The 23458-nt window shown below is 64.0% G+C and carries 24 protein-coding genes; 9 read left to right on the top strand and 15 right to left on the bottom strand.

Features of this window, described 5'->3' with window-relative positions; all coding sequences use genetic code 11:
- Nucleotides 1-32: 32 nt before the first annotated feature.
- The 9 genes from AS156_RS31455 to AS156_RS31415 all read right to left on the bottom strand — a co-directional run bounded on the left by AS156_RS31455 (nucleotide 33) and on the right by AS156_RS31415 (nucleotide 6767).
- The gene (locus AS156_RS31455; protein WP_136626527.1) at nucleotides 33-590 is read right to left on the bottom strand and encodes an HMA2 domain-containing protein; all 558 of its coding nucleotides are present in this window, start codon (nucleotides 588-590) and stop codon (nucleotides 33-35) included.
- Nucleotides 591-787: 197 nt separating this feature from the next.
- Nucleotides 788-1180: a DUF5132 domain-containing protein gene (locus AS156_RS31450; RefSeq protein ID WP_066513089.1), complete on the bottom strand. Its 393-nt coding sequence runs from the start codon at nucleotides 1178-1180 to the stop codon at nucleotides 788-790.
- 280 nt (nucleotides 1181-1460) lie between these two features.
- Complete coding sequence (locus AS156_RS31445; protein WP_066513088.1) at nucleotides 1461-2630, bottom strand: cytochrome P450; 1170 nt, start codon at nucleotides 2628-2630, stop codon at nucleotides 1461-1463.
- A gap of 97 nt (nucleotides 2631-2727) precedes the next feature.
- Entirely contained in the window at nucleotides 2728-3522 is a 795-nt protein-coding gene (locus AS156_RS31440; protein WP_066513087.1) for a helix-turn-helix transcriptional regulator, read from the bottom strand.
- 142 nt (nucleotides 3523-3664) lie between these two features.
- Entirely contained in the window at nucleotides 3665-4027 is a 363-nt protein-coding gene (locus AS156_RS31435; protein ID WP_066513085.1) for a nuclear transport factor 2 family protein, read from the bottom strand.
- An 89-nt stretch (nucleotides 4028-4116) separates the two neighbouring features.
- Complete coding sequence (locus tag AS156_RS31430; protein ID WP_066513083.1) at nucleotides 4117-4437, bottom strand: cupredoxin domain-containing protein; 321 nt, start codon at nucleotides 4435-4437, stop codon at nucleotides 4117-4119.
- 11 nt (nucleotides 4438-4448) lie between these two features.
- A complete protein-coding gene (locus AS156_RS31425) occupies nucleotides 4449-4970 on the bottom strand; it encodes a DUF4142 domain-containing protein (protein ID WP_066513081.1) in 522 nt (173 codons plus the stop codon).
- Between the two features lie 93 nt (nucleotides 4971-5063).
- Complete coding sequence (locus AS156_RS31420) at nucleotides 5064-5753, bottom strand: RNA polymerase sigma factor (RefSeq protein ID WP_066513079.1); 690 nt, start codon at nucleotides 5751-5753, stop codon at nucleotides 5064-5066.
- A gap of 90 nt (nucleotides 5754-5843) precedes the next feature.
- Nucleotides 5844-6767 carry a LysR family transcriptional regulator gene (locus tag AS156_RS31415; protein WP_245313157.1) on the bottom strand — a complete coding sequence of 308 codons (924 nt, stop codon included), beginning with the start codon at nucleotides 6765-6767 and terminating at the stop codon, nucleotides 5844-5846.
- Between the two features lie 93 nt (nucleotides 6768-6860).
- Here AS156_RS31415 and AS156_RS31410 point away from each other — a divergent pair, with 93 nt between their 5' ends.
- Both AS156_RS31410 and AS156_RS31405 read left to right on the top strand, forming a co-directional pair.
- Entirely contained in the window at nucleotides 6861-7928 is a 1068-nt protein-coding gene (locus AS156_RS31410; protein ID WP_066513075.1) for an aromatic ring-hydroxylating dioxygenase subunit alpha, read from the top strand.
- Nucleotides 7929-8183: 255 nt separating this feature from the next.
- Entirely contained in the window at nucleotides 8184-9233 is a 1050-nt protein-coding gene (locus AS156_RS31405; protein ID WP_245313156.1) for an alpha/beta fold hydrolase, read from the top strand.
- An 81-nt stretch (nucleotides 9234-9314) separates the two neighbouring features.
- On the opposite strand, the gene AS156_RS31400 is transcribed toward AS156_RS31405, so the two are convergent.
- Nucleotides 9315-9665 carry a RidA family protein gene (locus tag AS156_RS31400; RefSeq protein WP_021076937.1) on the bottom strand — a complete coding sequence of 117 codons (351 nt, stop codon included), beginning with the start codon at nucleotides 9663-9665 and terminating at the stop codon, nucleotides 9315-9317.
- A gap of 676 nt (nucleotides 9666-10341) precedes the next feature.
- Nucleotides 10342-11793, bottom strand: a complete 1452-nt coding sequence (locus AS156_RS31395) for a CDGSH iron-sulfur domain-containing protein (RefSeq protein WP_066513073.1) — start codon at nucleotides 11791-11793, stop codon at nucleotides 10342-10344.
- A gap of 101 nt (nucleotides 11794-11894) precedes the next feature.
- Here AS156_RS31395 and AS156_RS31390 point away from each other — a divergent pair, with 101 nt between their 5' ends.
- Nucleotides 11895-12242, top strand: coding sequence for a winged helix-turn-helix transcriptional regulator (locus AS156_RS31390; RefSeq protein ID WP_066513072.1), 348 nt, complete (start codon nucleotides 11895-11897; stop codon nucleotides 12240-12242).
- 157 nt (nucleotides 12243-12399) lie between these two features.
- Here the strand turns inward: AS156_RS31390 and AS156_RS31385 are convergent, their stop codons facing one another.
- Nucleotides 12400-13623, bottom strand: coding sequence for an ABC transporter substrate-binding protein (locus AS156_RS31385; RefSeq protein ID WP_066513071.1), 1224 nt, complete (start codon nucleotides 13621-13623; stop codon nucleotides 12400-12402).
- A 499-nt stretch (nucleotides 13624-14122) separates the two neighbouring features.
- Nucleotides 14123-15781 carry an FAD-binding dehydrogenase gene (locus AS156_RS31380; RefSeq protein ID WP_066513067.1) on the bottom strand — a complete coding sequence of 553 codons (1659 nt, stop codon included), beginning with the start codon at nucleotides 15779-15781 and terminating at the stop codon, nucleotides 14123-14125.
- A gap of 276 nt (nucleotides 15782-16057) precedes the next feature.
- Between AS156_RS31380 and AS156_RS31375 the strand changes: the two genes are divergently transcribed.
- The 5 genes from AS156_RS31375 to AS156_RS31355 all read left to right on the top strand — a co-directional run bounded on the left by AS156_RS31375 (nucleotide 16058) and on the right by AS156_RS31355 (nucleotide 20425).
- Nucleotides 16058-16528, top strand: coding sequence for a Clp protease/crotonase-like domain-containing protein (locus tag AS156_RS31375; RefSeq protein ID WP_066513065.1), 471 nt, complete (start codon nucleotides 16058-16060; stop codon nucleotides 16526-16528).
- A gap of 32 nt (nucleotides 16529-16560) precedes the next feature.
- On the top strand, nucleotides 16561-16878 hold the full coding sequence (locus tag AS156_RS45165) for a hypothetical protein (RefSeq protein WP_245313155.1): 318 nt from the start codon (nucleotides 16561-16563) through the stop codon (nucleotides 16876-16878).
- Nucleotides 16879-17013: 135 nt separating this feature from the next.
- The coding region (locus tag AS156_RS31365) for an SCO family protein (protein WP_245313154.1) at nucleotides 17014-17493 on the top strand (480 nt) is incomplete at its 5' end.
- Between the two features lie 148 nt (nucleotides 17494-17641).
- Nucleotides 17642-18661, top strand: a complete 1020-nt coding sequence (locus AS156_RS31360) for an ABC transporter substrate-binding protein (RefSeq protein ID WP_082747843.1) — start codon at nucleotides 17642-17644, stop codon at nucleotides 18659-18661.
- 123 nt (nucleotides 18662-18784) lie between these two features.
- Entirely contained in the window at nucleotides 18785-20425 is a 1641-nt protein-coding gene (locus AS156_RS31355; RefSeq protein WP_066513063.1) for a lysine--tRNA ligase, read from the top strand.
- Nucleotides 20426-20486: 61 nt separating this feature from the next.
- Here the strand turns inward: AS156_RS31355 and AS156_RS31350 are convergent, their stop codons facing one another.
- Complete coding sequence (locus AS156_RS31350; protein ID WP_066513061.1) at nucleotides 20487-21419, bottom strand: 2-dehydropantoate 2-reductase; 933 nt, start codon at nucleotides 21417-21419, stop codon at nucleotides 20487-20489.
- A 208-nt stretch (nucleotides 21420-21627) separates the two neighbouring features.
- Between AS156_RS31350 and AS156_RS31345 the strand changes: the two genes are divergently transcribed.
- Nucleotides 21628-22413, top strand: a complete 786-nt coding sequence (locus tag AS156_RS31345) for a class II aldolase/adducin family protein (RefSeq protein WP_066513283.1) — start codon at nucleotides 21628-21630, stop codon at nucleotides 22411-22413.
- Nucleotides 22414-22604: 191 nt separating this feature from the next.
- Here the strand turns inward: AS156_RS31345 and AS156_RS31340 are convergent, their stop codons facing one another.
- Nucleotides 22605-23258 (bottom strand): S24 family peptidase, encoded by a 654-nt coding sequence (locus AS156_RS31340; protein WP_066513060.1) that lies wholly within the window; start codon nucleotides 23256-23258, stop codon nucleotides 22605-22607.
- Nucleotides 23259-23458 lie beyond the last annotated feature (200 nt).

Below are 23458 nucleotides of genomic sequence, written 5' to 3'. Positions count from 1 at the left end.
AGTCCATGTCGATGCACTCTCGCCCGTGGCGGTCAGGCTGTCGCGAGTTCCGGTTCCGCGTCGTCCGCCTTGCCCATGTTGGCCTGGATCATGTGGTTGAGTGCAAAGATCGACAGCGTGACCCAAACCGGCGTCGCCGCACTGGCGCCAACCTCGAAGATGGTGAAGCCGGCGATCCCGGCAGCGAGCAGGATCTTCAGGTCAACCACGTTACCTGTGGCGACCTTGATCCCCTTGTCGAAGTCCTTGAAGAAATCGACGATCACCTTGGCGCTGTGCGAATGCTCGGCGAGATATTCGGCTTCCTGCTCGATCTTGTTGGCGAGTGCGTCGATCTCGTTGGTCGGCGGCTTGTAGTGGCCGCCCGTGTGATGCTCGAGCCGGCCGTGAAACTCGTCGTGATGCTCGGTGTCGTAGTGCAGCACGACGCTTCCCGTCGTCGGATTGACGGTGACTTCCTGGACGCCGAGAATGACGCTGAAGGTCTGCTTGATCTGATCGAGAAGCTCGGGATTTTCCTTGGCCGACGGCACCTTCATGCGAATCCGGCCGGGAACCTGATGCGCAATCTGCAACTTCATCTTGGTCATCGCAATCCTCTCGAGCATGATCCGGAAAAGTGAAAAGCGGTTTTCCGAAAAGATCATGCTCAAACAAAGAGCAACTCGAAAGCCGGCCTCGGACGCGAATGACACCATCGTCGAATGCGCCTCATGGCGACGCCGACGTCCACGTCACGAAGACGGCCGCGGTCGGCCGTCTCGCTGTCTTCGTCGTCTGATGCGGCTCAGGCCGCGGGTGAAACGCGACCGTCGGCGCCCTTGGCGTCCTGGGCCTGGTTCTCGGCCTTCACTTCCGCGACGATGTCGTTCACCTGCTCGTGGGCCTCGGCAAACATCTCGCGCGACTTCTGCGCGAACTTGTAGGTGCCGCGAACAGTGGACTTGAAGAGCGGGTTCAGCGCGTTACCCAGCTTCGGCAGGTATTTCGGCGCGGCGACTGCGGCAACGCCAAGTGCAAGGCCAGGAAGCAAGGCGGCTTCGAACACGGCGGCACCAACGGCCACCACCGCGACAACCGCGACTGTCTTGTTGATGCCGTTGCCTTCCTCGACTTCCTGTTCGGGGGCGTCGTGGTGGAAGGCGGCATCGTGACCGCTACCGTTGTGGTTCGGGTTCATCACAAATCCCTTGTAACAGCTCAACTGACTGCACTTTCACCAATAACGGCCGATTGAAATGGATTCATGACACTTGAGTGACGGTCTTTCGAGGCTCATCGCCGCAGGGGCGAGAAGGCGGCAAATGAGCCCGATTCGCGAGACTTGCGACCGCGCGGGCGCGGTGCGACCTGCGGGTGACCCGCACGATGTGTGCGGACCGTCACTATCGCCTAACGTTTCTATGCTTACATATTCCGCCGCCGCGCTCCGTCCCGGGGCGCGTGAGGCACGTTCGCTGCTATCGATCCCAGGTCACCGGCAGATCCAGCAGTCCGCGGAAAGCCCAGCCGCCGATCCTTGGCGGCCGGTCCTCGACCAGCCGCAGATTGGTCAGCCGTCCGAAGATCGCGGGCAATGCCACATCGGCGACCATGGCGCGCGAGGCCCAGGCGCCGGCGCAGAAATGCGGACCGGCACCAAACGCAATGCTCTTGCTGGCGTCGCGGCGAACGTCGAACCTGTCGGGCTCGCTGAAATGTTTCTCGTCGCGGTTCGCCGAGCCGAACATCAGGAACACGCGCTCGTTGGTCTCGAAGGCGACGTCCCGGATCGTCCAGGGCTTGGCGATGCGCCGCGGCGACATGCCGATCGGTGAGATCCAGCGCGCATATTCCTCGAAGGCCTGCAGCCACGGGATTGCGCCGCTCCGCGCCAGCTCGAGCTGATCGGGGTGGGTGAGTAGCGCCCATGCCGTGCCGGCGATCGCGTCGCGCGGCTCGTTCTGGCCGCCGGAGATCGCAAGCTTGATGTTGGCGCGCACGCTCTCCATCGGCATGTCGGTCTGCAAGAGCACACCGAGCAGGCTGAGATCAGGCGCCTTGCGCAGCACCGGCACCATCTCATCGATCGCGGCGTCGATACCCGAGGTCGCGGCATGGCAGCGCGCTTCGATCGCGGGATCGCCGACATAGTTGGCGATGCCGTCGATCATGCCCTGCGACCAGGCGTTCATGTCCTGGTAGCGCATGTTGGTGAGGCCGGTGATCGATTTCAGGCATTCCGCCGAGAACGGCAGCGCGAAGGCCTGCACGAAGTCGACCACGCCGTCGGGCTTCAATTCGTCGAGGATGCGCGTCGCGTGTGTCTCGAATTGCGCGGTCCAATGCGACCTCACCGTCTTCGGCGAGATCGCCGGGAAGATCGCCTTGCGCTCGTTCATGTGCGCATCGCCGTCTTTGCGCATCATGTTGTGGCCCATCAGTTTGTTCATCAGCCCTTCGGGCTGGTGCGACGAGAACACGTCGATCTGCTTCTCCGAGACAAAGATGTCGTCGCGGCAGCACAGCAGCGTGCTGCCGAGCTGCGGCACGAAGGCGATGGGCGCCTCCTTCCGCATCCGCGCCAACGTCGGATAAGGATCCTGCCAGAAGGCCGGGACGTCGATGTCGAAATGCGGTGCTGTGCTCACGGCGGAATCCTTGAAGGCTCGATCCGCGCGTCAGGATAGGCCGCAGCGTGCCGTATGTCTGTCCCCACCGCTTGGGACAGGCCCGTGGCAGCCCCGATCAGTTCAGCCGGCGTGCCGACGCCATGAGGCGCAGCGCGATCGCGAACAGCTCGTTCTGCGAGGAGATGCCGAGCTTGTCATAGGCGCGCTTGCGGTAGGTGAGGGCGGAATGCAGGCCGATGCCGAGCTCGGCGGCGATCGCTTCCGAGCTGAGGCCCGAGAGGATGCGCAGGCAGACCTCCTTCTCGCGTCCGGTCAGCGCCGCAAACGGCTCGGCAGTCGCAAACAGGGTCTTCAGCCGGTCCATCGGATCGGCATCGATCGCATCGCGCTGGAAGTGGCGCGCCACGGCTGCGGTCACCACCGGGGCGATCGCGGTCAGGCGCGCGATCTGGTTGCGGTTGAAACGGCCCTGCTCGGTGATCTGATAGAAGTTGACGTAGTAGCAGGTGTCGTCGACCCAGATCGCGGAGGCGAACTTGTCGACGATGTCGGAGTCGTCGAAGAAGATCTTGCGATAGCTGTCGCTGTACATGCGGCGGGCAAAATTCGGCAGCACGATCGGTGCGGTCTGTGCCTGCCCTTCGAACACCGCATCGCGGTTCGGATCCGACAGATGGAAATGTTCGGAATAGGCGGTGCCGAGATCGCCCCCGATCGGGATGTTGCCGACGTCGAGCAGGCACGCCGCCGACCGCGCACCGGCAAACGAGAACACCATGCAATGGCCGACGCCGGCGGCCCGCCGCAGTGCGCCGATCAGGGCATCCGGAAAGCTGTCGCGGCCGATCGCCAGCAGCGCCGGCGTGATGTCGCTGACGACGGATGTCTTGAAGGCCAGATCTGCCTTCATGGTGTCCTCCCGATGTGTTTCGGGAAGACTATCAGCCACATCGCCGGCGTGGAAGCGGTCCGGTCGTAGCGCTTTCGACCCATTCAATGGGTCATTCCGGGGCTCGACGCTGCGCATCGTCCCGAATGACGGCGCATGCGCGTCAGGCTCCCGGCACCTGATCGAGGAAGCCGGTGATGCTCTTGATACGACCGTCCTTCAGCACGGCAAAATCCGTGCCCTTGATCGGGCTGTCGACGCCGTCAGGGCCGAGGCCCCAGGAGAAGCGGACATGGTCGCCGAAGCCGTTCGGTTCGCCGATCAGCGTGAACTTGAAGTCGGGAAACTTCTGCTGCACGCCCGCGATCAGCGCATCGACGCCTGCATGGCCGTCGCCGCTCATCAGCGGGTCGATGTAGCGGGCATCCGCGGTCCAGCTCTCGCTCAGCATCTCGCGGCGCCGGCCCGGCGTGCGTTCGTTCCAGAGCTCGATATAGCGGCGGGCAATGGTTGCGTGGTCGGTCATGTCTCTCTCCTTCGATGGCGCCGGACTGTTCGGCTGTCCGGACTATCGAAGGTTCGCGAGCGTTGATCGATTACCTCCGACGTCATGCGCTACGGTGCAATCTTCAGCACCGCTTTCATATTCGGATGGTAGCGGCAGTAGTAGTCGACCGTGCCGGCCTTCTTCAGCACCAGGGTGGCTGTCTGCTTCGGCGCGAGCGTCACGTCGAAGTCGCCGTTCCTCGCGGTCGCTGTGTGGGCGAGGATGTCCTTGTTGACCCATTCGATGGTGTCGCCGACCTTGGCCGAAACCTCGGCCGGCGAGACGACGAGGTTCTCCATCACGATCTGGATGGTGGCCGCATGCGCCGGGACGGCCATCGCGCCGAGCGCAAGTAAAACAAGTATTGCAAGATGGCGTCCCGACGACATGAGGAATTCCTTTACTTCAGGCTGGCCGCGACGTGTTCGGCATGCTGTTGGTGGCCCTGGAAGATCTTCAGGCCGGTCTGCAGCAGACCCTTCAGCTCGGGATTGCTGGCCGACGGGATCAACTGCGTCTCCAGCGCCGTATTGACGGTCTTGTGATAGGCGACCTCGTTGTCGATGTAGGCCTTGTCGTAGGCTGCGCCCTTCAGCTTCGCGAGCTCGGCCAGCTTGTCACTCGCCTGCTTCGACAGCGCCTTGCTGGTGTCGTTGTCTTCGGGAGTGACCTTCAGCTTCTTCACGAGATCCAGCGCCTGCTCGTTCACCGCCTCGTGGTCGCGCACCATGTCCTTGGCGAACGCCTTGACTTCCTTGTTGGACGCCTTCGTTTCCGCCTGCTTGGCGGCATTGATGTCGATCACGCCGGCCGTATAGGCGATGTGCGCGATCTGCGGATCGGTGAGCTTTGCATTCTGGGCGAGCGCGGCGCTGCCCAAGAGGCTCAGCGCGGCGACCGCGATGCTCAATCGAACGAACATGGTTTGACACTCCTGTTGCGCCGCGAATGGGTCGGCGCATGGTTGATTGCACAGGAGTTGGATGGCGCCGCCGCGCGAAGGTTCCCGAAAATTCTATGCGGCGTAGCCCAGCCGTTTCAGCACGGCGTCGGTCAACCGCTCGCAGCGCCGGCCGGCGAAGGGAAAGGCCTCCATCACCACGGGGCCGATCTTGCGTTCGACATTGTCGCGCAGCATGGTCCGAGCCCGATGCAAGCGTGTTTTCACCGTCTCCGGCTTGAGGCCGAGAATTGCAGCGGTTTCCTCGATCGTCATGCCCTCGATCACGCGGGTGATGAAGACGAGGCGGAATGCTTCGGGCAATTCGTCGATCGCATGCTCGACCACATGCTGGATTTCGCGCTGGGCCATGGATTTTTCCGGATCGTCGACCGACGACAGGGGGAATTGGATGATTTGGGCCTCGAGGGCAGCTTGCGGCAGCTCGGACCACTCCACGCCGGCCGTCTTGCGGCGCACCCGGCCGAGCGCCTCGTTGATCGCGATCCGCGACAGCCAGGTCGACAGGCTGGAGTCGCCGCGGAATTGGTCAAGATGGGTAAAGGCGCGGACGTAGGCGTCCTGCACGACATCCTCAGCCTCGCTGTCATTGCGCAGGATGCCGCGCGCCAGCCGGAACAGAAGGCGATTGTTCGCCTGCATGATGGCGCGCACCGCGGACTCGTCCCGCGCGCGTGCGCGCTGCACCAATCCGGTATCCCCTGTGGCGATTGGGTTGGTGGTCGTGACCTGGGCCTGGCGCATGAGGGCTCTCACTCTCGCAACTGACCTGCATTGGATGCCGGCCGAGCGAATAAGTTCCCGAAAAAAGCCGCGTCGGCATCGGGACGGGCCCTACGGCCTGATATAGGCCTCGGGATCGCCTCTTGCATGGGCTTCCATCGCATCGAGGAAGCAGCGCACCTTGGCGGGGACGAATTGCCGGGCCGGCAGCAAGGCGTGCACGTTCAGCGGCTCGCAGGCATGGTCCGGCAGCAATCGCCGCAGCTGGCCGGCCGCGACGGCGGCGCGTGTGTAGCTGGCGGTCACCCGCAGCACGCCGTGGCCGGCGAGTGCCGCCTGCAACCGGACGTGGGCGTTCGAACTGGTGAGGCGCGCGCGATCGACGGTCAGATGCTCGACCGCTCCGCCGGGGGCGGTGATCGCCCAGGGTGGATCGCTGGGGCCGGTGAGCAATGGAAGGGTCTTCAGCTCCTCGAGCGTGCGCGGCTCGCCGAATTTCTCCAGCAGCGCCGGGGCCGCGAACAGGCCGCGTTCGAGGGTGAACACGCGGCGGATAACGATGCCGGCCGACGGCAGCGGCGCTTCCAGCATCGCGAACACGATGTCGTAGTTCTCGGCGACGGGATTGACGATGTCATGCTCGACATCGATCCGGATCGCGAGCTCCGGATAGCGGCTCATCACGGCGCAGGCGACCGGTCCGGCATGATGTGCGCCGAACTCGTATGGCGCCTTGATGCGCAGAGTGCCTGCGACCGCGCTGCTCATCGCCAGCGCCTCGTTGTGGGTGTCGTGCAGCGCGGCGAACAGCGGGCGCACCTTGCGGTAAATGGTCTCGCCGACGTCGGTCAGCCGCAGATGCCGCGTGGTGCGCTCGATCAGCCGCAGGCCGAGATTGGCTTCCAGCCGCTGCACCGCAGCACTGAGGCTCGATTTGGGATGGCCGAGCACGCGCGCGGCAGCCGTGAAGCCGCCGTGCTCGACAACTTCGCAAAACAGCTCCCAGTCGCGCCACTCCATGGCCGGATTGTCCATCCACCGGTACAGTGTGTCCAGCCAAATCGGATTATCCTGACGATCGGGATCACCTAACCTCGCGGCAACCAACATTTGCACCGGGAGGGTGACTTGACTGATCACGACGGAATTTTCCTGCGCAACGCCTGGTATATGGCGGCGCTGAACCAGGAACTGATCGACGGCAAGAAGCTGGCTCGCACCATCCTGGAGCGGCCGATCGTGCTCTACCGCGGATCAAGCGGAAAGGTGGTCGCGCTCGACGACCGCTGCTGCCATCGCGCCGCGCCGCTCTCGATGGGCCGCGTCGAGGGTGACGATATCAGATGCATGTATCACGGCATGAAGTTCGCCGCCGACGGCAAGTGCATCCAGATCCCGGGCCAGGACAGCATTCCCGCCAAGCTCGGCGTGCGCAGCTATCCGGTGGTCGAGCGCTACAACATGATCTTCATCTGGACCGGCGACCCCGAGAAGGCCGATCCGAAGCTGATCCTCGACTATCCGCCGCTCGAGGATCCCAAGTGGCGAGGATTGCCGGGCTACATGCACTACAAGGCCAACTGGCTGTTGATCGTCGACAACCTCAGTGACTTCGCCCATCTCGCATTCGTCCACACCAACACGCTCGGCGGCTCCGAGGAATACGCCTACAAGACCAAGCCGGTCGCGATCGAGAAACTGGATGACGGTTTTCGCGTCGAGCGCTGGCACATGGGCGCCGAACCGCCGCCCTATCACCGGAAGGTCATCCCGAACAAGACCGACCCGATCGATCGCCGCAACATCGGCCGCATGCTCATCCCGGGCATCTTCACGCTGGACACCACATTCGCGCCGGCAGGGCAGGGCGTTGAGAAAGGTGTTGAGGTTCCGGGCACGCGCAGGTACCGCAACGCGCAATTCATGACGCCGGAGACGCGCTCGAGCACGCACTTCTTCTGGAACTATTTGCACGACTTCGACATCGACAATCCGAACATCGCGCTGTCGCTGCGGCATTCGCTCGAGGACGGCTTCAACGAGGACAAGGATTTCATCGAAGCGCAGCAGAAGGTGCTCGACGCCGATCCGAACTACCAGCTCCTCGCCATCGGCGCGGATGCGCCGCTGACCTATTTCCGCTGGTTGTTCGCCCGGAAGCTCGAGGCGGAGCGCAGTGCAGCGCGGGCGGCGTAGTTGATATCGCCATGCCGGGATCGCGAGATCGTGACGTCCCGGCATGGCTGCTCCAGCGGGATAGGCGTACACTGTTCAAGTTGAATTCGTCGGTTCTTGATCGGGGTCAAGATTCTGACCCGTGCCGGCCGAGCCATATCGGCGGCGATCGATCGGTGAATGAGCTTGATCGAAAAAGTGAACCCACCGGAACGGAGCGCGGACGCGAATTGGGCGCAGCAGGCTTGGTTGTGGCCGTTTGAAGCCACGAGGTTGGTGCTGGACACGTATTGGCAGTGGTACGCCGATCGTGCGCCCGAGCGTGCGGCGGAGGCGCCGCTACCGTGGACCACGCCGAACACGATAGCGTTGCAGCTACCGTCGATGCGTCTGCGGGACTTTTCAAAGACGGCCGATGGCCGGCCACTGCTGGTTTGCGCGCCCTACGCGTTGCACCGCGCGCAGATCGCGGATTTCGCACCCGGCCACAGCCTGATGGAGGCGCTGCAGAACGCCGGCGTCGCGCGTCTCTATCTGACCGATTGGCGCTCGGCTGCACCGCAGATGCGCTATTTCTCGATCGACAGCTATCTGTCCGATCTCAACGTCGCGGTCGATGCGATGGGGCCGCCGGTCGATCTCGCGGGGCTCTGTCAGGGTGGCTGGCTGTCGCTGCTCTATGCGGCGCGCTTTCCCGGCAAGGTGCGGCGGCTCGTGCTTGCCGGCAGCCCGATCGATGTCTCGGTGCCATCGCAACTCTCCAGGATGGTGGCCTCGCTGCCGCAGCAAGGCTTCGAGGCGATGGTGCAGCAGGGAGACGGTATCGTCAGCGGCAAGCATATGCTGCAATTCTGGAGCGTCCCATTCGGCCTGCGCGATGTCGAGGCCGCGTTGCAGCGCAGCCTTGACGACAAGTCGGCGGATGCAACCGCGCTGCTCGATCGCTTTGCGCACTGGAACTGCGAGACGCTCGATCTGCCGGGCACCTACTATCTCGAGGTGACCGACTGGGTCTTCCGCCAGAACCGGATCGCCGCCGGCGACTTCGTCGCGCTTGGCCGTCAGGTCGATCTCGCCGAAGTGAAGGTGCCGATCTTCCTGCTCGCCGCCGAGAACGACATCGTTGTCCCGCGCGACCAGGCGTTCGCGACGATGCCGCTGTTGGGTACGCCGCCGCCGTGGCTCGAAAGCAGCACCGAGCCGTGCGGTCATCTCGGCCTGTTCATGGGCTGCAAAGCCCTGACCAATTCGTGGCGCCGGATCGCCCGCTGGCTGCAGTCCGACCTCGGCGGCGCCACGGGCGAACGACCGCGGATCAGCGCGTGAGATCCGAATGAAGAAATGCCCCGGACTGCAATTCTGCAATCCGGGGCATCAGGTCTTGATCGCGGTCTTGATGAAACGCGCCTACTTCGCCGCGACCACCATGATCTCGACATTGTACTGCGGGGCCGCGAGCTTGGCCTCGACGGTGGCGCGGGCCGGGGTGTTGCCGGCCGAGACCCAGCCGTCCCACACCGCGTTCATCTCGGGGAACGTCTTCATGTCGGTGATGTAGATCGTGGCGCTGAGGAGTTTCGACTTGTCGGTGCCGGCCTTCGCCAGGTGGCCGTCGATGATCGACAGGATGTCCTTGGTCTGATCGGTGACGCTGCCGCCGGCGGCCTTGCCGGCCACGACGCCGGCGAGATAGACGGTGTTGCCGTGCACGACGGCTTGGCTCATGCGCGGGCCGGTTTCGAAACGCTGAATGCTCATTTGGGTCTCCACTTGAATGGCGGGCACTGTCTAGCGTGCCAAGGCGCGCGCCGCCACTGCGCATTTTGCAGCGCGGTTGATGGAAATCGCCCGGATTGCACCGAGATCGATGTGGATGCGTGACTCGCCGGCCGCGCAACACATTCGGTGTCGTCCCTGCCTAGTGCGCAATTGCGCAAGGGAGCAGGGACCCATAACCACAAATGGTAATTGTTGAGTGGCCCTGGAATGACGAGTTCCATCAACGACATCAGCCGCGGAGTATGGGCCTCTGCTTGCGCAGGGGCGACAGCGGGTTTGTGGCAGTGATCTGCGGAAATATGAGACATTTGCTGACCGACAAGGCGGTGGTGTCAAGGCGGTGGTGTCGTCCCTGCGAAAGCAGGGACCCATAGCCACAGAATTGAGTCGTGGCGCACACTTCGGCACCAGCGCACTCAACCATTTGGAGCGGTGGTTATAGGCCCCTGCTTGCGCAGGGACGACAGCGAGTTTGCGGTGTGAGCTGTGGAATGCGGGACATTTGCTGACCGACAAGGCGGTGTCGTCCCTGCCTAGTGCGCAATTGCGCACGGGAGCAGGGACCCATAGCCACAGAATTGAGTAGTGCAGCACGCTGCGGCACCAGCGCATTCAACCAGGGACGACAGCGAAGATCGCCTCGGCGCAATCGCGATCAGGTCGATGGCTTCAGCGCATTCGCCCAGCGCGCGAACAGCGCGAACCGCTCGGCTGGCCATGCACCGTCGCATGGCATGGTTCCGGCCTCGAGCCGTGCCAAGATCTGCCGACGGTGCTTGCTGACATCAGATTCATTCCAGAGGTCGAAGGCAAACAGCATCGAGTTGCGGTCCATCGGCCGGAACAGCGGCCGGATATGCTGCTCGAATTGCACAGCCTCGTCGGGACCGGGCAGCGCCGCGCTGACCTCGCCTGCGGCCGGTGCGTCGGCAGTCATGGCGGACGGCCGCGCGCCGGGCGTGGCGTTGCAGACCCACCACCATCGCGGCACCGGCATGTTCGGTGGCGGCTTGGCATCGGTGCCCGAATTCTCCACCGCGATCCGCGAGCCCCACTCGATATAGGCGACGAAGGCGGCGCGGAATTCGGGATCGGACGGCAGCCCGGCATCGTCGGCGCTCTGCATCATATAGGTGGCCCACAGCGCGCGCTGCTCGGGCCTGATCTCCTTGCCGATATGCTGCGAGATCATCCGTCGATAGCCGCCATAGCGTTCGGTGTAGAGACGCGGGCCGCCGAACACTTCGCTGAGCCACGCCGCGACGCGCTCCGGATGATCCGGCGACATCTCGGCGAACAGCGGCCCGAGCAGCGGGTCCTCCGGCACGTAGCGGCTGTAGAAGATGCGCGTCATGTCGAGCAGTGCCGGATAGCCGCCGGCCCATTCGAACAACGTCGGCTCGCGCAAGGGATCGGGGAGGGGATCGTGAAATTCGACGTTCCAATGCATGCCGCTGCAGAACGGCTTGTTGAGCGACGAACCGCAGCGGCACAGGCTGACATGCTCGTGCGATGCGCCCGCGTTCTGCACGATGGCAACGCCGTCCTCATCGACCAGCTTGATGTTGCCTGTGAGGCGATAGGGACCGTCCTTGGACACTTCGATCTGCGGCGGCCTGCTGATGTCGGACAGGTTGGCGTCGCGCGCAGGACCAAGGCCGATGCCGAGCGCGCCAGACGGACACTTTCGCACCGCGTTGACGATATCGTCGAGCCGCGCGCCGCTTGGGGTAATGAACGGTTCCTCGCCGAGATGAAACACCGATCTGAGCCGGTCGGTGCAGAAGGCTGAATGTGCGCAGATGCCGCGATTGTCGAAGAGGAATGCCTGCTGCCCCTCATAGACGTCGAGCTTGTCAGGCGCGCGACGCGAATCCCGGGCATCGGTGAAGCCGCGCTTGAGGTGGCTGTCGTCGCAGAACGGCTTCGTTTGCGATTGCCCGCAGCGGCAGAGCCGCACCGGAACTTGCGTTGCGATGGGAACACCGAGATGATCGACGATCGGAATGTCGCTGTCGGGCTCGTAGGGCCCGTTGCGTCTGACGATGATGCGTTGATGTGTCGTGCGTGCGTCGCGCGTGCCCGGTGCGGAGCTGTCTTCTGTCATGCCTTGCTGGTCCTGCTGTTCTCCCAACCCCGCGAAGCGTGCTTAGATGCATCGTTGGCCGCCCTCAACGAACCAGATGGAAAGCGCGGCGGGAGAACGGGATGATACGCAAGACCAAGCGGAAATACGGTTGCCCGGTCGAGTTCTCGATCGACCAGCTCAGCGGCAAGTGGAAGACCGTGATCCTGAGCCGGCTGAAGATCCGCCCGATGCGCTACGGCGAACTACGCCACGACATCCCGCAACTCAGCGACAAGATCCTCACCGAGCGGCTGCGCGATCTCTGCAATTCAGGCTTCGTGAAGCAGGAGCGCGCCGGCGGCTCCTCGCGATACTGCCTGACCAAACGCGGCGAGACGCTGAAGCCAATGCTGCAGGCGTTGTACGAATGGGGACAAGCGAATGCCGATACGTTCGGCGTCCGGTTCGCGAGCGCCGAGGCGGATTAGACGCGTACTTATAAACCTTGGTCGACGTCCGGTTCGCCCCGGCATCGACCACTTTTGCGCAACCGCAGCAAATGCCGCGATGGGCCAGAGGCGACATTCGCGAAAATGAAAAAGGCCGCCAACTGAGGCGGCCTTCCTAGTCCTATTGAGACTTCTTCTATTGAGATTTGGCGATGTAGGGGCACCCACCCTCGGCCAGTGGACGGAACGCTTGGTCGCCGGCGACCGTGGACTGATATTCGTAGACGTCCCATTTGCCCTTGGATTCCTCGGGCTTCTTGATTCGCATCAGATACATGTCGTGAACCATGCGGCCGTCCTCGCGCACCACGCCGCCTTGGGCAAAAAAGTCGTTCACCGGCGTCTTGCGCATCTGGGCGATCACGGTTTCCGCATCGACCGATTTGGTTGCGGCGACCGCCTTGAAATAGTGGCGCAGCGCGGAATTGACGCCGGCCTGATAGGCCGTCGGCATGGCGCCATGCCGCTTGAAGAACTCTTCGCTGAAGGCCCGCGTCTCCGGCGTGCGGTCCCAATAGAAGGAGTCGGTGAACAGGAGATCGTGGGCATGGGCAAGGCCGAGCGCCGGGACGTCGGTCAGCGTGACCTGCAACGCGACGAGTTGCATGCTCTGGCGGATGTTGAATTCGTCGGCCTGGGCGACCGCGTTGCGGAGATCCGCGCCGGCATTGGCAAGCGCCAGGATCTTCGCGCCGGACGACTGCGCCTGCAGCAGGAACGACGAGAAATCCGCGGTATCGAAGGGATGGCGCACCGCGCCCACCACCTTGCCGCCGGAACTGACCACGGACTTGCTCGCGTCCCGCTCCAGCGCATGTCCGAAGGCATAATCGGCCGTGAGGAAGAACCATGACGCTCCGCCGCGCGCAACGACGGCTTTCGCAGTCGCGTTCGAAGCGGCGTAGGTGTCGTAGGTCCATTGCACGCTGGTCGGCGAGCACTGCTTACCGGTGAGGTCCGACGAGCCCGCGCCTGAAATCAGGAAGATCTTCTTCCGCTCACGCGTCACGTTCTGGATCGCCAGCGCCACCGCCGAGTTGACGCCTTCGGCGACGACATCGACGCCCTTATTATCGATCCAGTTGCGCACGATGCCCGTGGCAACGTCGGGCTTGTTCTGGTGGTCGGCCGAAATGATCTCGATGCGGCGGCCGGCAACGGTGCCACCGATTTCCTCCGCCGCCATCTGCGCCGCGATCACAGAGCCAGGGCCGTTACCGTCCGAATATTGGCCGCTCATGTCGGTGATGATGCCGACGCGCAGGACGCCCTCTTCCGCGTGCCCCGGATTAACCGCCAGCAGGACGGCGGCGCCGAGCGCGATCAGCAATTTGGATGGCGAAGTGGTAAAGATCGTCATTTCGTTTCCCGGAAAATCTCGAATTGTGATTGGTGACGGCGCCTCGATGGCAGAGCTTGCATGCGTCTGGCAATGGCCCGCCGGGCATGGCCGCTCTGTTGCGGCGTTCCCGGCCGAGACAGGCGTCTGCGTTCTCGCGACGGCCACTCGTTCCGCTGTCATCGTCCGGCTTGGCCGGACGATCCAGTATTCCAGAGACGCAAGCGCTTAGCGCGGCGTAGCTCCAAACGTCCGCTCCGGGTCCATTCTCGGCCGACTCATCGGAGATTGTCGGCAGGTTGATGTCCGCTTCTGCCGGTAAGCACCGAACCGGGGTCCAGCCTGAAGCGTTGCGTTTGGCCGGGCTCCGGTGCTTCAAACTCCCAAACTGGGTGTCTGCATTATTTCTGATAATCAAAAATGCCGCTGAGTTGCCCGACGCGTCAAGCTGCTTTTCCGACTGACGGCAGGCCGCCAGCTACTTTGCATGGGGTTGTTTTCGATATTTTGAGAGTGCGCTTTAGCCCGCCGCCTTCGCCGCTGCCCGGCCCGCATTGCGGCCGGAGAACAGGCAGCCGCCGAGGAAGGTGCCCTCCAGCGAACGATAGCCGTGCACGCCGCCGCCGCCGAAGCCGGCGGCTTCGCCCGCCGCGTAGAGCCCGCGGATGATCCGGTGATCGTGACCGAACACGCGCGAGTCGAGATCGGTCTCGAAGCCGCCGAGCGTCTTGCGGGTCAGGATGTTGAGCTTCACCGCGATCAGCGGGCCATGTTCGGGATCGAGGATGCGATGCGGCTTCGCGGTGCGGATCAGCCTGTCGCCGATGTAGCGGCGCGCATTGTGCAGGTTCATCACCTGCGCATCCTTCACGAAAGGATTGGCGATCTCGCGGTCGCGCGCCTCGATCTGCGCCTTGATGCGATCGAGCTTCAAGAGGTCGTTGCCGGCGAGCGAATTCATCGCGCCGACGAGGTCGGCGAGGTTGTCGCGCACGATGAAGTCGGCGCCGTGCTGCTTGAACGCCTCCACCGGCGCCGGCGCGCCCTTGTTGGTGGCGCGCTTGATCGTCATGCGCCAGCTCTTGCCGGTCAGATCGGGGTTCTGCTCTGAGCCGGAGAGCGCGAACTCCTTCTTGATGATGCTCTGGGTCAGGATGAACCACGAATAATCGTAACCCGTGCTCATGATGTAGTGCAGCTGCCCGAGCGTGTCGGAGCCCGGAAACAGCGGCGCGGGCAGGCGCTGGCCTGTGGCGTCGAACCACAGCGATGACGGTCCCGGCAGAATGCGGATGCCGTGGCGCGGCCAGATCGGGTTCCAGTTCCGGATGCCCTCGACGTAGTGCCACATCCGGTCGCGGTTGATGATGCGTCCGCCTGCGGCCTCGGTGATGCCGATCATGCGGCCGTCGACATGTTCGGGCACGCCGGAGATCATGAACTTCGGCGGCTCGCCGAGCCGCTTCGGCCAGTTCTGCCGCACCAGATCATGATCGCCGCCGATGCCGCCGGAGGCGACGATCACGGCCTGCGCGCGAAGCGAGAAGTCGCCCACCACCTTGCGCGAGGAACTCTTGCCGCGCTCGACGCTGCTCGGTTCCAGGATCGCGCCGCTGACGCCGTCGACGGCGCCGTTGGTCACGCTGAGCGCATCGACACGGTGGCGGAACCTGAAGATCAGGCGTCCGCTCTTCGCGGCCTCGCGCGCACGCCGCTCGAACGGTTCGACGATGCCGGGACCGGTACCCCAGGTCACATGAAAGCGCGGAACCGAGTTGCCGTGACCCATCGCGTCATAGCCGCCGCGCTCGGCCCAGCCGACGACCGGGAAGATGCGATGGCCCATCGCGCGCAGCCAGCCGCGCTTCTCGCCCGCCGCGAAAGCGACATATGCCTCGGCCCATTTGCGCGGCCAGTGATCCTCGTCACGATCGAAACCCGCGGTGCCCATCCAGTCCTGCAGCGCGAGTTCGGCGGAATCCTTGATGCCAAGCCGCCTTTGCTCCGGCGAATCGACTAGGAACAATCCGCCGAACGACCAGAACGCCTGTCCGCCGAGACTCTGTTCCCCTTCCTGATCGAGCACGATGACGCGCTTGCCTGCGTCGGCGATCTCGGTTGCAGCGACGAGTCCGGCGAGCCCCGCGCCGACCACGATCACATCGGCATCGTCAGCCATTTGATCCTCCCCCAGCCCGGCCGCGATTCAAGACCGCCTCATCGCACGCGGTCAACGCCAAACGGCTCTTGCCTGTGGCGGCGAGCCATCAAGCGGTTGCGACAACGTGTTCCAGTTTGGGACCTTTTCGCTTTCGACTGCAGCGTGCGCGCAACACCCAATTTGAATTTGATTTGAGGTGCTGCACTTGGCTGGACAAAAATCCGGTCTCGCAACACGCTCACGCCCATCTTGCATCACAAGACCAACAGATTCGGTTTCGACTGGGGCAGGCCAATGAAGTTGATGACGGGGTTGCTCGCTGCGGTTCTTCTGCTGGCGGGAATGGGGGCGTCGCACGCGGTGGTCAGAATTGCCGATGATCGCGGCGGACGGATCGGAACCTACGTCGACAAATATCAAAGCCTGCGTTCCTCGGGCGAGACCGTGATCATCGACGGGCTCTGCGCATCGGCCTGCACCATCGTGCTCGGCGCGGTTCCTCGTGACAAGATCTGTGTCACCTCGCATGCCAGCCTCGGCTTCCATGCCGCCTGGGACTTCGGCGCCAACGGCCGCGCCGTCACCAATCCCGAAGCAACCCAGATGCTCTATTCGATGTATCCGCCCGCGGTGCGCAGATGGATCACGGCGCGTGGCGGCTTGACGCCGAGGATGCTTTTCCTGCGCGGTAAGCAACTGACGGCGCTGTACAAGCCCTGCTATCTCGACGCCCAGGCGTCGGCGAGCAGGCCGGCCTCGCACTGATCGCCGACGGTTTTGCTGGCTCCGTTCCCGTCATGGCGGGAGCAGGCACCGTCCACCTTCCGGCGTGTTTCCTCTGGCTGCCGCACCCTCCGCATGACGTGATCGCGCCGGGCGCCATGGTGCTTGCCGGGCGGAGGAACCGGGCTTATCTCAATCCCATGGTTCAGCCGATCTCCGTCCAGCCTCATGATGTCGCCGCCCCGGCGCAAGGCAGGGCGGCGTCGGTAATCCTCTGGGGCGCCGCCGGGTTCGGCGGATTGGCCCTGCTTGCCGCTGCCGTGCTCTGGTTCCGTTACGGGACCGCGGTGTTTTTCGAAACGATCGCCGCCGGCATCTCCGCCTGCTTCTGAGAGAGGACGTCTCGCCATCATGCCCCGGACCACCCGCCCGCTGGTGATCTTTGCCGCCTTTGCCGCCAGCCTGGCGGTTGGCCTCGCCCTCATGCTGTGGGCGGTCGGGGGCTTGCGCACCGTCGCTGCGCCCNNCCCGCCGCGATCGGCGGACCGTTCCAGCTCACCAACCAGATGGGCCAGACCGTCACCGACAAGGACCTCAAGGGCAAGCCAACCTTGATCTTCTTCGGCTTCACCCATTGCCCCGACGTCTGCCCGACCTCGCTGTTCGAAATGTCCGAGGTGCTGAAGGCGATGGGCAAGGATGCCGACCGCGTGAACGCCTATTTCGTCTCGGTTGATCCCGAGCGCGACACCCAGGCCGCGATGAAGGATTACCTGTCGAGCTTCGATCCGCACCTGAAGGGCCTCACCGGCGATCCTGCGGCGATCGCCAAGGTGCTGTCGGAATATCGCGTCTACGCCAAGAAAGTGCCGCTCAAGGATGGCGACTACACGATGGATCACACCGCGCTGATCTATCTGATGGATCGCGACGGCAATTTCATCTCGCCGTTCAACCTAAAACGGTCGCCCGAAGAAGCGGCGACCGATCTGAAACGGTATCTCTGAGCCCCCGCTCGGGCATGATCCCTTCGAAAAGCCGGTCTCCGCTTCTCGGATCATGCCGCAATTCCCGGGTAGAATTAACCTATTCGGCGCTCGCGTCGGGCGCCGGATGGTCTATAAGCCCATCCAATTCCTTTTAAATTGCCGGTTTATGCCCGTTCAGTCCGTCCCATTCGCCGTCGTCCTGTCGCGCCCTGCCGTCCGGTTGGCGGGGTGGCTGGTCGCGGCTGCGCTGCTGGGCCTGGCCGGACCCGCGGTCGCACAGACTCCGCCGACGCATGCGGCGCCCGCGCAGGCCCCGGCCACGAAGCCGGCTCCGGCGCAGGCGGTGCCGGCGGCCCCTGCGCCCGCTGCTCCGGCACCATCGGCCCAGACCCCGACACCGAAGGCTGCTGCCCAGGCAGCACCGCAGGCGGTGCCAGGCTTCTGGGACCCGCGCCGGCGGCCCGACCGGCCGGATCTGTCGCGCCTCACCGTGATCCGCTTCCTGACCGAGACCGACTATCCGCCGTTCAACTTCACCGGCCCCGACGGCAATCCGGCCGGCTTCAATGTCGACCTGGCGCGCTCGCTGTGCGACGAGATCAAGGTCACCTGCACCATCCAGATGCGCCGCTTCGAGACCCTGGTCGATGCGCTCGCCACCAATCGCGGCGACGCCATCATCGCGTCGATGGCGGTGACGCCGCAGCTCCGCACCAAGGTCGATTTCACCGATCCCTATTACCGCGCGCCGGCGCGCTTCGTGTCGCGCCGCGACAACGTGATGCCGGAGATCCGTCCCGAATATCTCGAGGGCAAGAAGGTCGGCGTCATCGCCGGCACCTCGCACGAGGCCTATCTCAAGGCGATGTTCACCGACGCCGAAATCCATTCCTATCCCAATGACGATGCGCTACGGGCGGCGCTGCGCCGCGGCGAGGTCGACTTCATCTTCGGCGACGCGATCTCGCTGGCGTTCTGGATCAACGGCACCGATTCCGCGGAATGCTGCGCCTTCTCCGGTGGCCCCTTCGTCGAGAGCCGCTATTTCGGCGAGGGCGTCGGCATCGCCGTGCGCAAGGGCAACGACCTGCTCCGGCAGTCGCTGAATTGGGCGCTCTTCCGCCTGTGGGAAAAAGGCCGCTTCACCGATCTGTGGCTGCGCTATTTCTCGATCAGCCCGTTCTGACGCGAAGGTCTTCACCTCTCCCCGCAAGAGCGGGGCAAGGGGGGCGGCGACAACCTTGCCGTCGTTTTGCATTTTGCCGCGAAAGCGTTAGTTTTGCGGCCTTTTTTGGAGAGAGCCTGAGGAATGTCCGTGATTGATCCCGCCGCCAGCCCGAGCGACCTGCGTGCGCTCGCCGAACAATCCAACGCCTGGCCGTTCGAGCAGGCGAAAGCGATCGTGGCGCGGTTGAAGAAAAATCCGAAGGACGAGGTGCTGTTCGAGACCGGTTACGGCCCGTCGGGCCTGCCGCATATCGGCACCTTCGGCGAGGTCGCGCGCACCACCATGGTGCGCCATGCCTTCCGCGTGCTCACCGAGGACAAGATCAAGACGCGACTGCTCGCCTTCTCCGACGACATGGACGGCCTGCGCAAGGTGCCCGACAACGTCCCGAACAAGGAGCTGCTGGAGAAGCATCTCGGCATGCCCTTGACCAAGGTGCCCGATCCGTTCGGCACCCATCCGAGCTTCGGCCAGCACAACAATGCGCGGCTGCGTGCCTTCCTCGACCAGTTCGGCTTCGACTACGAGTTTGCGAGTTCGACCGAGTATTACACCTCGGGCCGGTTCGACGCGGCATTGCTGCGCATGCTGGAGCGGATCGAGAAAGTGATGGCGATCATGCTGCCGTCGTTGCGCGAGGAGCGCGCGGCGAGCTATTCGCCGTTCCTGCCGATCTGTCCGCGCACTGGCCAGGTGCTGTACGTGCCGGTCACGGCGCATGACGCGAAGGCCGGCACCATCTCCTATGTCGATCCGGAGACCAAGGAGAGGGTCACGGTTCCGGTCACCGGCGGCCGTTGCAAGCTGCAATGGAAGCCGGATTGGGCGATGCGCTGGTACGCGCTCGGCGTCGACTATGAAATGGCCGGCAAGGATCTGATCGACTCGGTCAAGCTGTCGGGCAAGATCTGCTCGGCGCTCGGCGGCACGCCGCCCGAGGGCTTCAACTATGAACTGTTCCTCGACGAGAAGGGCCAGAAGATCTCGAAGTCGAAGGGCAATGGCCTGACGATCGAGGAATGGCTGCGCTATGCCTCGCCGGAATCGCTGTCGCTGTTCATGTATCGCGAGCCGAAGGCGGCGAAGCGGCTCTATTTCGACGTCATCCCGCGCAATGTCGACGACTATCAGCAGTTTCTCGACGGCTTTACGAGGCAGGAAGCGCGGCAGCAGTTGCAGAACCCGGTCTGGCACGTCCATTCCGGCAAGCCGCCGCAGGCCGACATGCCCGTGACCTTCCAGCTTCTGCTGACGCTGGTATCGTCGTCGAATGCGGAGAACGCCGAGACGTTGTGGGGCTTCATCGGCCGCTACCGGCCGGGCGTAACGCCGCAAACACATCCGAAGCTCGATGCGATGGTCGGCTACGCCATCAACTACTATCGCGACTTCGTGGCGCCGACGAAGCAGTTTCGCGAGCCGACCGAGGGCGAACGCGCCGCGCTGCAGGATCTGCGCGATGCGCTCGCCAACATGGCCCCGAACGCGACCGCGGAGGACATCCAGAACATCGTCTACGAGATCGGTCGCCGCGAGCCGTTCCTCGACCTGAACAAGAAGGGCAAGGACGGCCGCCCCGGTGTCTCGCTCGACTGGTTCAACATGCTCTACCAGGTGCTGCTCGGCCAGGAGAAGGGCCCGCGCTTCGGATCGTTCGTCGCGGTCTACGGCGTGCAGAATGCGGTGAACATGATCGACGGCGCGCTGGCGCGGTCGTCGTAGTTCGACGACCTCTCACCATTGTCGTCCCTCCTGCGAAATTGTCGTCCCTGCGAAAGCTCGCTCATTGCCGCTCTCCTCGTGCATTGTCGCGCAAGCCGTCGCTGGTCGCGCGCAGCAGTGTCAGTAACAGGCCGTTGAGCGGCGTCGCCACGCGATGCCGCCGGCCGGCAGCGACGATCGCGCCGGTCAGGGCGTCGGCTTCGAACGGCCGTCCGGCGAGCCGGTCGAAATACATCGAGGTGCCGGCGTCGGGTGGGTAGGTCAAAAGGGTCGCCAGCATCTGCTCGGCCTCGTCCGGCGCCAGGTCAGCACCGTCGGCCCGGCCGACCATGGCGGCTTCCTCGAGAATGGCACGACAAAGAGTCTTGATGTCCTCGCGGCGGAACACGGCCTGCCGCTGCAAGGTGAGTGCGGTGATCGGATTGGCGACGGCATTGAGCAGCAGCTTGCGCCAGGCGCGCGTGGTGAAATCGGCGGTGCGCAGCACGCGCATTGCGGTGCCGTCCAGCAGTGCATCGAACGCGCGGCCCTCGGCATCATCGCTGACCGCAAATTCATGCTCGCCGGCGCGGCGGAAGCGGACGCGATCCGGCGCCAGCCGTTCGCCATTGTAGTAGACGATGGTTGGAACGACCGTGGCGGTGCCGACCAGCGGCGCCAACCGCTCTGCGTGGCCGATGCCGCTCTGCAGCACGGCGACGCGCGTCTGAGGTCCGCAGAGCTTTTCCAGCCAGGGCGCGCTCGACGCCGTGTCCTGCGCCTTGGTGCATAACAACACCCAGTCGACCGGCGTGGCCTGTTCCGGATCAGTGAGGGCAAGCAGCGGCACCTCGACGATGCCTTCCGCCCGCTCCACCGTGAGATGGTCGAGCGGCCGCCGCACGCAGGCGATCACATCATGCCTGTCGACGGCCCGCAGCAGGCCGGCAATGATGCCGCCGATGCTGCCCAGGCCGATGACGGCGATGGTCTTGCGATCGGATTGTCCCGCCATGGTATGACTCTACGGTTGAGTGTTTTGTTGGACCGCCGAAGCGGCCGCCTTCGCAGTGCATCATCCCACAAGCTTGGCGACCCCGCAAAATCCGGATGGCAGGCCATCGGCAATTTCACCGGAGCTCATGGCCGGATTGAGTTACAATCGCGCTCATAAAATCAACATGGCCTCTGCAGAGGGGGCCGGCACATACGGGAGCACGCGCATGCAGTTCAGGGTTTCGCCGACATCGCTGCAGGACAGCTCGAGCGCCGAGGAATGGCAGGCGCGGGTCGATCTCGCGGCAGCGCATAGGCTGGCTTACATCCACGGTTTCTCGGAAGGCATCTTCAACCATCTCACCTTCGTGGTGCCCGGCCGCACCGACCGCTACTACCAGATCCCGTTCGGTATGCACTGGTCCGAGGTCACCGCGTCGTCCTTCATGGAAGTCGGCATCGACGACGCCCAGGTGAAGCGCGGCGAAGGCGAGGTCGAGCGCTCCTGCTTTTGCATCCACGCACCGATCCACAAGGCGCTGCCGCAGGCGAAGGCGGTGTTCCACACCCATATGCCGTTCGCCAGCGCGCTGACGCGGCTCGAAGATCCGCGCATCAAGGAGATCGGGCAGACCGAGGTCGGGCTGTCGGAAGCGATCGCCTATGACGACCTCTACACAGGTCCCGCGCTCGATCCGACCGAAGGTGCGCGGCTCGCCAAGGTGATCGGCAACAAGACCATCCTGTTCATGGCCAATCACGGCATCTCGACCGTCGGCGAAACGGTCGCTGACGCCTATGACCGGCTCTACTACATCGAGCGCGCCGCGCAGGTGCAGATCTATGCGATGTGGACCCATCAGCCGCTGAAGCAATTGCCTCAGCAGGTGGTCGAGAAGACCAAGCGCGATTTCCGCGACGATCACCTCTACAAGGGGCCGTCTCCGTCGCAGCGGCATTTCGATGCGCTGAAGCGGATGCTGGACCGCAGGGAGCCGGACTACGCGACGTAGGAGCGATCAGACGCTCGCCGCAATCTCCGTCGTCGTCCCGGCGAAAGCCGGGACCCATAACCACCGCTCCCAGATGTTGAGCCAACTGGGGGCCATAGCGCGCCTGCTAACCCAATCCTGTGGTTATGGGTCCGGGGTCGCGCTTCGCTTGCCCGGGACGACACCGGTGTTGTGGTGCTTGAATCGCCCGATTACTGGCTCGCCCACACGATGCGCGCGATCCATTCGACCTCGTCGGCATCGAGCGTACGGTCGGGATGCGCAGGATTGAGCGAGGCGAGCTCCAGCACCTTGCCGGTGCGACGCTTCAGCTCCTTCACCATCACCTCGCCGCCCGACGTGCGCACGACGACGCGGTCGCCGCGGCGGATCGCGGTTGCTGGCGAGACGACAATGATGTCGCCCTCGCGATAGGCCGGCTTCATCTGGTCGCCCTCGATCTCCAGCGCATAGGCATGCTCGTCATTGGTCGCGGGCAGCGTCACCTCGTCCCAGCCCTTGCCGGAGGGAAAACCGGTGGGATCGAAATAGCCGTCGGCGCCCGCCTGGGCGAAGCCGATCAACGGCACCGACTGCGCGCCGCGTCCGCCATCGCCGAGCAACTGCACGAAGGTTTCCATGGTGGAATTGGTTGCGGCCAGCGCCTTGGAGACCGATTCGGTGGATGGCCAGCGCTCGCGGCCGTCGCCGGTGACCCGCTTGGACTTGTTGAAGGTGGTGGGGTCGAGGCCGGAGCGCTTGGCGAGGCCGGAGGGGGATAAGCCGGCGCGTTCGGCGAGGCGGTCCAGCACGGTCCAGACCTGGGCGTGGGTCAGCGGTCGAGGAGCTTTGGTTTGTTTGGCCATCGCGGCGATCCCGTATGGAAACCTAGGAATTATTGCCTCAAATCGACGGCTTCCGCAATTCTGCTCCGGTGTTGCACAGCGCCGCTTGAGTTGCGCCGCCGCCGCCGATACGGTCGCTGGCTCGCCCGGTGGCGTTTGGGGCTTTTCGCCCCAAATCCGGACAAAACCCCAAGAGACTCAAGGACAAAAGGGAAGGCCGG

Source organism: Bradyrhizobium macuxiense (assembly GCF_001542415.1).
Lineage (GTDB): Bacteria > Pseudomonadota > Alphaproteobacteria > Rhizobiales > Xanthobacteraceae > Bradyrhizobium > Bradyrhizobium macuxiense.
This window is presented reverse-complemented; position numbering and strand designations above follow the sequence as displayed.

Excerpts from the sequence above, each read along its gene's own strand:
- AS156_RS45165 (WP_245313155.1), top strand. The coding sequence starts at position 16,561 with ATGGCGGGAGCAGGCACCGTCCACCTTCCGGCGTGTTTCCTCTGGCTG.
- AS156_RS31380 (WP_066513067.1), bottom strand. The coding sequence starts at position 15,781 with ATGGCTGACGATGCCGATGTGATCGTGGTCGGCGCGGGGCTCGCCGGA.
- AS156_RS31345 (WP_066513283.1), top strand. The coding sequence starts at position 21,628 with ATGCAGTTCAGGGTTTCGCCGACATCGCTGCAGGACAGCTCGAGCGCC.
- AS156_RS31395 (WP_066513073.1), bottom strand. The coding sequence starts at position 11,793 with ATGACAGAAGACAGCTCCGCACCGGGCACGCGCGACGCACGCACGACA.
- AS156_RS31355 (WP_066513063.1), top strand. The coding sequence starts at position 18,785 with ATGTCCGTGATTGATCCCGCCGCCAGCCCGAGCGACCTGCGTGCGCTC.
- AS156_RS31450 (WP_066513089.1), bottom strand. The coding sequence starts at position 1,180 with ATGAACCCGAACCACAACGGTAGCGGTCACGATGCCGCCTTCCACCAC.
- AS156_RS31340 (WP_066513060.1), bottom strand. The coding sequence starts at position 23,258 with ATGGCCAAACAAACCAAAGCTCCTCGACCGCTGACCCACGCCCAGGTC.
- AS156_RS31400 (WP_021076937.1), bottom strand. The coding sequence starts at position 9,665 with ATGAGCATTCAGCGTTTCGAAACCGGCCCGCGCATGAGCCAAGCCGTC.
- AS156_RS31440 (WP_066513087.1), bottom strand. The coding sequence starts at position 3,522 with ATGAAGGCAGATCTGGCCTTCAAGACATCCGTCGTCAGCGACATCACG.
- AS156_RS31375 (WP_066513065.1), top strand. The coding sequence starts at position 16,058 with ATGAAGTTGATGACGGGGTTGCTCGCTGCGGTTCTTCTGCTGGCGGGA.
- AS156_RS31435 (WP_066513085.1), bottom strand. The coding sequence starts at position 4,027 with ATGACCGACCACGCAACCATTGCCCGCCGCTATATCGAGCTCTGGAAC.
- AS156_RS31455 (WP_136626527.1), bottom strand. The coding sequence starts at position 590 with ATGACCAAGATGAAGTTGCAGATTGCGCATCAGGTTCCCGGCCGGATT.
- AS156_RS31385 (WP_066513071.1), bottom strand. The coding sequence starts at position 13,623 with ATGACGATCTTTACCACTTCGCCATCCAAATTGCTGATCGCGCTCGGC.
- AS156_RS31390 (WP_066513072.1), top strand. The coding sequence starts at position 11,895 with ATGATACGCAAGACCAAGCGGAAATACGGTTGCCCGGTCGAGTTCTCG.
- AS156_RS31425 (WP_066513081.1), bottom strand. The coding sequence starts at position 4,970 with ATGTTCGTTCGATTGAGCATCGCGGTCGCCGCGCTGAGCCTCTTGGGC.
- AS156_RS31420 (WP_066513079.1), bottom strand. The coding sequence starts at position 5,753 with ATGCGCCAGGCCCAGGTCACGACCACCAACCCAATCGCCACAGGGGAT.
- AS156_RS31350 (WP_066513061.1), bottom strand. The coding sequence starts at position 21,419 with ATGGCGGGACAATCCGATCGCAAGACCATCGCCGTCATCGGCCTGGGC.
- AS156_RS31360 (WP_082747843.1), top strand. The coding sequence starts at position 17,642 with ATGCCCGTTCAGTCCGTCCCATTCGCCGTCGTCCTGTCGCGCCCTGCC.
- AS156_RS31430 (WP_066513083.1), bottom strand. The coding sequence starts at position 4,437 with ATGTCGTCGGGACGCCATCTTGCAATACTTGTTTTACTTGCGCTCGGC.
- AS156_RS31415 (WP_245313157.1), bottom strand. The coding sequence starts at position 6,767 with ATGGACAATCCGGCCATGGAGTGGCGCGACTGGGAGCTGTTTTGCGAA.